Origin of the sequence: Paenibacillus ihuae, assembly GCF_001368795.1 — a bacterium.
GTDB classification, from domain to species: Bacteria; Bacillota; Bacilli; order Paenibacillales; family Paenibacillaceae; genus Paenibacillus_AQ; species Paenibacillus_AQ ihuae.
Map to the genome: position 1 here is coordinate 17,924 of NZ_LN831200.1, position 6,413 is coordinate 24,336.

At 51.5% G+C, this 6,413-nt stretch carries 7 protein-coding genes and 1 pseudogene; all 8 read right to left on the minus strand.

Features of this window, described 5'->3' with window-relative positions; genetic code table 11:
- Positions 1 to 199 precede the first annotated feature (199 nt).
- Positions 200 to 1,234: a rod shape-determining protein gene (locus tag AQR02_RS22695; RefSeq protein ID WP_054942706.1), complete on the minus strand. Its 1,035-nt coding sequence runs from the start codon at positions 1,232 to 1,234 to the stop codon at positions 200 to 202.
- A gap of 40 nt (positions 1,235 to 1,274) precedes the next feature.
- Positions 1,275 to 1,964 carry a RadC family protein gene (gene radC, locus AQR02_RS22700; RefSeq protein ID WP_054942707.1) on the minus strand — a complete coding sequence of 230 codons (690 nt, stop codon included), beginning with the start codon at positions 1,962 to 1,964 and terminating at the stop codon, positions 1,275 to 1,277.
- 19 nt (positions 1,965 to 1,983) lie between these two features.
- Positions 1,984 to 2,590: pseudogene (locus tag AQR02_RS22705) on the minus strand (Maf family protein).
- Between the two features lie 36 nt (positions 2,591 to 2,626).
- Positions 2,627 to 2,872, minus strand: coding sequence for a DUF4321 domain-containing protein (locus AQR02_RS22710; RefSeq protein WP_054942709.1), 246 nt, complete (start codon positions 2,870 to 2,872; stop codon positions 2,627 to 2,629).
- 181 nt (positions 2,873 to 3,053) lie between these two features.
- Positions 3,054 to 3,383, minus strand: a complete 330-nt coding sequence (locus tag AQR02_RS22715; protein ID WP_209444261.1) for a hypothetical protein — start codon at positions 3,381 to 3,383, stop codon at positions 3,054 to 3,056.
- Between the two features lie 75 nt (positions 3,384 to 3,458).
- Positions 3,459 to 4,241 carry an SPOR domain-containing protein gene (locus tag AQR02_RS22720; protein WP_054942711.1) on the minus strand — a complete coding sequence of 261 codons (783 nt, stop codon included), beginning with the start codon at positions 4,239 to 4,241 and terminating at the stop codon, positions 3,459 to 3,461.
- Between the two features lie 76 nt (positions 4,242 to 4,317).
- Positions 4,318 to 5,502, minus strand: coding sequence for a glycosyltransferase (locus AQR02_RS22725; protein WP_054942712.1), 1,185 nt, complete (start codon positions 5,500 to 5,502; stop codon positions 4,318 to 4,320).
- A 184-nt stretch (positions 5,503 to 5,686) separates the two neighbouring features.
- Positions 5,687 to 6,413: glycosyltransferase family 4 protein (locus tag AQR02_RS22730; protein ID WP_159067821.1), on the minus strand; the 727-nt coding region annotated here is incomplete at its 5' end.

A 6,413-nucleotide genomic window follows, 5' to 3' on the forward strand; every position in this document is an offset into this window, starting at 1 on the left:
GTATCCCTGAGGAAATTCTCCGGCCAGGACAAGGCTTTCCTTGCGCCCAGGCTGAAGCCCATGACCACGATGAACATTACCAGTGTAATCAGCAGGATGAACAGACGTTTATTGTTAAACAGCTTAAACAGTTTCAACACCCTCTAACAACCGTATTTCACCCATATCAGGGGTTGATGTGCACATGCAGCAGTATATCCTATCGTTTAGGACGAAGTCCCGTATTGTTGCGGCTCTTGAACAGATGAATGTTCTCAAGCGCTTTGCCTGTTCCGATGACGACGCAATCCAAAGGATTCTCGGCAACGATTACCGGCATTCCCGTTTCACGTGCCAGCAGCTTGTCCAGGTTACGCAGAAGCGCTCCACCGCCGGTCAGCACAATGCCCCGGTCCATAATATCGGCAGCCAGCTCGGGAGGACATTTCTCCAGCGTCACTTTTACTGCTTCTACAATCGCATTCACCGTATCCGACAAAGCTTCACAGATCTCATCCGAGGTAATTGTGAGTGTCTTCGGTAGTCCGGTAACAAGATCGCGCCCGCGGATTTCCATCGTTTCCGCCTTCTCCAGCGGAAGGGCAGAGCCCACATCCATCTTCAGCTGCTCTGAAGTGCGTTCCCCGATCATCAGGTTATATTGGCGTTTGATGTACTGAATGATCGACTCATCTGCTTCATCGCCGGCTACACGTACGGAACGGCTGGTAACAATACCGCCAAGCGAGATGACTGCAACTTCAGTAGTTCCTCCGCCGATATCTACAACCATACTGCCTGTAGGCTCCCACACCGGAAGATCTGCACCGATTGCTGCAGCAAATGGCTCTTCGATAATGTAAGCCTCACGTGCGCCCGCCTGCTTGGTCGCATCCTCAACCGCACGCTGCTCAACCGCAGTAATGCCGGAAGGAACACAAACCATTACATTCGGATGACGCTGGAACATAGAGCGCTGCTTCTGTGCCTGGCGGATGAAATATTTAATCATTGTCGCTGTTGTATCAAAGTCTGCGATAACGCCATCTTTCATCGGACGGATCGCACGGATATTCCCCGGCGTACGGCCGATCATTTTTTTGGCGGATTCGCCTACAGCTTCAATCGTTTTGGTGTCTGTATTAATGGCCACCACGGAAGGCTCTCTGACTACAATCCCCTTACCGCGTACATAGACAAGCGTATTCGCTGTCCCCAGGTCAATTCCAAGATCTTTCGTAAAACCACCTAACATGCTTGTATTCTCCTTTTCCTAGTGAATCTGGACAATTATATTACATGTACCCTTTTTCTTTCAAACTAATAAACCGGCTGTCCCCGATAATCAGGTGATCCAGCACATCGATTCCGACAATTTCGCCTGCTTGAATCAGTCTTGACGTCAGGGCGATATCCTCGGGACTTGGCGTAGGATCGCCGCTTGGATGATTATGTGCACAGATTATCGCTGCACTGCTGCATTTCATGGCTGCCCGGAACACCTCCCGCGGATGCACAATAGAGGCGTTCAGACTCCCCATAGACAAAGTCTCCTGCGAGATTACATGATTCTTCGTATTCAAAAACAGGCAGACAAAGTGCTCCTTCTGTAAATAACGCAGCTGCTCCGTCAGAATCTCTGCTGCGTCCTGCGGGCAACGGATGGTGACCGGCTCAGTAAGCCTCGAATTCGCCATCCGCCTGCCCAGCTCTATGCCAGCTTTCAGTTGCACCGCCTTGGCAGGGCCGATGCCTTTAATATTCGTCAATTCTTCAATGCTCAGGTCCGCAAGCCCGCGCAGACCGCCAGACTTGTTCAGCAGCTGCTGGGCAATATGAATAGCCGATTCCCGGCGTGTACCCGTACGCAGCAGTATAGCCAGCAGCTCCGCTTGACTGAGTGATTCCGCCCCATAGTGCATCATGCGCTCTCGTGGTCGTTCTTCATGGGGGAGGTCCCGCAGCATAAATGATTGCGACTCCATCCCTATCCCTCTCTCCTTGCTATCCTTGCCGGTTCAGCACCGAAATCCCAAACCGGGTCAGCATGCCGCCAAGCAGCGACAACGGTAATCCGACCACGTTAAAGTAACAGCCCTCAATCTCTTCCACCAAAGTGGCGCCAAGGCCTTGTATCGCATAGGAGCCGGCTTTGTCGGCTGGCTCTCCGGTCGCTATGTAAGCGGAGATTTCCTCTTCGCCGAGTGCTCTCATCGTTACTGAGGTTACCCGGTGCGCCACTTCGGACTTGCCGTCCGGCAGCCCGATGCAGGCTACGCCGGTATACACCTGATGAGTCCGGCCCTGAAGCATGCTCAGCATGGCTTTGCTGTCCTGCTCATCCACCGGCTTGCCGAGCACCTTGCCATCCAGCACGACAATGGTGTCGCTGCCGACAATAACGGCATTCCGTTCTCCGGCGGCAGGCAATACGGCTTCTGCTTTGCGTAAAGCGAGCGTATGCACGATCATCTCCGGTGTAAAGTCCGGCGGCGTACTCTCGTCAGCATCGCTGACCAGCACCTCGAAAGGCAAGCCAAGGTTCGACATGAGTTCCCGGCGGCGAGGAGCCTGAGGCAAGGATAATGAGTCGTGAGTTATCATGCTCCACTGTATAAACGTCCCTTCTGAAGTCAGCAGCTGAAAGCTACAGTCTGCGGTACAGCCATACGGCTGTAATGATACCGGCGAGACTGAGCGGGCACAATTTCAAATGAATAGTGATATCATAGGTTATGATGTCCAAATCGGCTTGCGGCGACCACTTAAGAACAGTCGGGGCTGTAAGAAAAGACAGGGCTTTTACAGGCTCCAGCAGCTTGGCGATCCACGCCCCGGCCAGCCAGCCCAGAATAAGAAATAACAGCAGTGTTCCTACATTTTTCTTCTTCATCCACGTCTTCCCTCGCCATTTTTTGACACCTTAATTATTATACGGTGAAACTGAGTTCAATACAAACTCAAAATCCACATCGGTAAGGATTACCATTCAGCCTGGTAAAACCGGATGCTCCGGGTATCAAAAATCCCCCGGCCAGGGCGGGACACCGGGCCGGGGGATACTATATTTCCTGTCAACTAAGCAAGGAGAGCAGGCTCTTCTGACCTGCCAGGAAGCTCATCATCGAATCCTGCACTTCCCAGAGCAGTCCTTGCGCTTGATTCTTATTATATTCGTTAAGTGCTGCAATTCCCTGGCTCACGGATTTCTCCAGCCCTGCACAAAGGCTCTTCCCTTCGGCAGTCAGGCCCGGTTCCAGTCCTTTGACAGCCTCATTCCACTGCATATGAAGGTCACTGACAGCAGCGCTGTCCACGTTCCCGCCGGCTCCGCTAAGCAACGAAGCAGACAGGCTGCTCAGCTCATTCACCAGCTTCCCGCTGGCAGCAAAGTAGCTGTTCACAGCCTCAGAGGCCCCGGCAAAAACAGCCTGATCCGCGGCCGGCAATGTCACTTCTCTTACGTACAGCTCAATTCCCTAATTCTTTAGTCCGCTGCTAAGCAGCTTGGCCTGCTCGCGGTCAGGCGACATTCCGGCATAGACCCGGTTGCCGCCCTCAGGATCTAACCCGGCGGCGAGTCCCGCGGTGAGTAATTCCTGCTGAGCCTGCTGGGCTCCTGCCGGGGTACTGAACACACCGTATTGCAGCAGATAGTAGCTCTGCTCTGCAATTGCTACGGGTATGCGGCCTGCAGCAGAGATGTCCGGCAGCCCCGTGCCGCTGGTAGTCTGCTGGCCGGAAGAAGTATTCGCCTGGTTCTGAACGGCTGCAGTATTGGCTCCGGCAGCCCCGTTGCTGCCGCCATCATTCACACCGCTGATAAAGTTCAGCGCTGCGTAGCCCAGCAACACCCCAATCCCCAGCGCTCCGGCAACTGGAAGTGCGAATTTCCACCATTGCGTGGGACGGCGGGTCTGGTAAGAGCCTCCATAACTGACTCCGGAGTAGGAGATATCCCCGAAGTTCTCCGATTCGTCAGAAGACGCGAATTCCGAATACTGGCTGCCTTGTCTGTATTCTTCCTCATGAATGATAGCCGGGGGACGGCGCGAAGGTCTTTCCTGCAGATCATACACAGGCTCTACTTCGACATCCCTATAGGACCAAGTCTCTAAAGGGATTGTCTCCTCACGCTGCTGCGTGCTGCTATAATCCTTGGCTGTACCGAGACCTCCACCGCCTTCACTTATATCCTGCGGTGCTTGTCCGCTCTTGTCCTTGTTCATATCAAAGCGGAATGTCATTCTTCCGTTATTCAAATCTCACACCTCACTATCGTCTATTCGTTAAGAGAATATATGATAGAGAGGGGACGAATATGCTATTTTGCTATGATTACACCAAACTAAGCACTTTTTCCTTAATATTGCTTGCCTCATAATACTTCAGCAGTGTCCGGTAGGCCTGATCAGCTATAATTGATCCGAGTTCCGGGGTTTGCAGCAGCTTCACCACTTGTTCGGCAACTTCACCGGTGGTATCGGCCAGCAGAATACTCCGGCCCGGCTCGCAATATATTCCCTCCGCACTCTTCTGGCCCGTAACTACCGGTGTCCGCAGTGCCCAAGCCTCAAGAATGTTCAGCGGGTTGCCGCAGCCTTCACGGAGTGTAGTCACAACCGCCTTCACCCGTCGTATGTATGTGTACGCCTCTCCGCTCTCTTCAATGATACGCACAGAGGAATCAAGCTTGGCCAAAGCTGCAACCTCCGGATGAACCTCACTGCTGACTATGTAACATTTGCAGTCTGAAACCTTAGCCTTAATTAACGGATACACCTTCTTATGAAAGGTCAACGCCTCATTCTTGCCCTGAGTGGTGTGCATATTCCAGTGAAGCAGGATTGCATTCTCTTTGACGGCAGGCTCGCTGTATTGATAGTCGTCCAGATTGATAAAATGCGGCACGACATGAACCTTGCCGGCATCCGCAAAGGACAGAGCCTTGAACGCTAGGGCATCCCACTCGGAAGCCGTCAGCAGCAGCGCAGTTTTGTTCAATAATTTACGTTCATCCCGCCGGGACAGTGCCGCATTTAACTTATGATAACGTCTGCTTAGGCCGCGTTTACCCGCAGCTTTTCCCTCTGACTGCGTGCTCTCCAAGCGCTGTAAATCGGTAATAATTGCAGCTTCAGGCAGCAACGAAGACACTATATCAATGCAGTCGCCAGGAACTCCCTGCGCAATAAATACATGGCTGTATGTATGCAAGCTGCACAGACGTCTGATTTCTGCCTGCAGATCTTTATCTGCATAACTATGAACAGCTTTTCCCCGCAGCTTATATAGCGAATCCATCAGAGACTTGCGAGGCCTGGAAACTTGATTTACAGTGTGCATCCTAAGCGCAGGATCAGGGCGTAAAGTTGAATCACGCTGGCTTCTACAATATTCAAGCAGATCGATATCGAATCTCTCCAGCAGGATGCCGATCAGACTTTCTGTTCGTATTTCTCCTTCTGCATCATCCCCCAGACCTTGAATCTGGGCAGAAAGAAACAGCATTTTCTCTCTCATATCTCTAGCTCCTTGGTTCTATACAAATAATAAACCTCATATTAACGTGCAGAAAAAGCAGGCCGGATACACCCCCAGCCGCTTTTTATAGAACTTTAGTTGTAGATCAATAGTAGCGCAGTTTATTGAGAAAGATTGTCGATTTATGAGAGAAAAATTTTTTTATTTCTAAATATGAATAGTTTTAGACAAGACTCAGCAGTTTCTCCCTTACACTATCGGCCTCATAATTAGCCATCAGCGTCCGATGCGCCTGTTCCGCCAGCATGGCTCCCTGTTTACGATCCTGGAGCAATTGCACGACACTGCCGGCAAAAGTCACAGGATCATCGGCAATCATAATATTGCTGCCATGCTTGTAGAGCAAACCCTCCGCACCTTTGGTGCTGGAGACAACAGGGGTCTTCAGCGCCCAGGCTTCCAGTATCTTCAGACGGGTCCCGCTCCCTTCCAGCAGAGGTGCAATAACCACCTGTGCTTTCCGTACATAGTCAGCCACACTGTCTACATAACCGGTAATCACAATGGACGGATCCTTCTCCGCCAGTGCAGCCACATCAGGATGCACATCCCGGCCTACAATATACCATTTGATCTCCGGAACCTGTGCTTTGATCAGCGGATAGATATCGCGGTAGAAATAGACGGCTGCATTAACGTTCGGAAAATAGTTCATATTCCCTGGAAGGATGATCCACTTCTCTTTCTCCGGTTCTGCTTTTGAACGATAATCGCCGATCCGAATGAAGTTGGGGATGACATGTACTTTATAGGAATTTTTGCTGGACAGCGCTTTGAAGGACGATCCGTCCTGTTCAGAGGTTGTCAGCAGCAGATTGGTCTTATCCATCAGCTTCAGCTCATCCAGCCGGGTCCAGAACGCATTCAGCTTAAAATACAGCTTGGCGATA

Bases quoted from the DNA above. Each gene is read 5' to 3' on its own strand.
- radC (WP_054942707.1), bottom strand. From the start codon at position 1,964: ATGGAGTCGCAATCATTTATGCTGCGGGACCTCCCCCATGAAGAACGA.
- AQR02_RS22725 (WP_054942712.1), bottom strand. From the start codon at position 5,502: ATGAGAGAGAAAATGCTGTTTCTTTCTGCCCAGATTCAAGGTCTGGGG.
- AQR02_RS22695 (WP_054942706.1), bottom strand. From the start codon at position 1,234: ATGTTAGGTGGTTTTACGAAAGATCTTGGAATTGACCTGGGGACAGCG.
- AQR02_RS22710 (WP_054942709.1), bottom strand. From the start codon at position 2,872: ATGAAGAAGAAAAATGTAGGAACACTGCTGTTATTTCTTATTCTGGGC.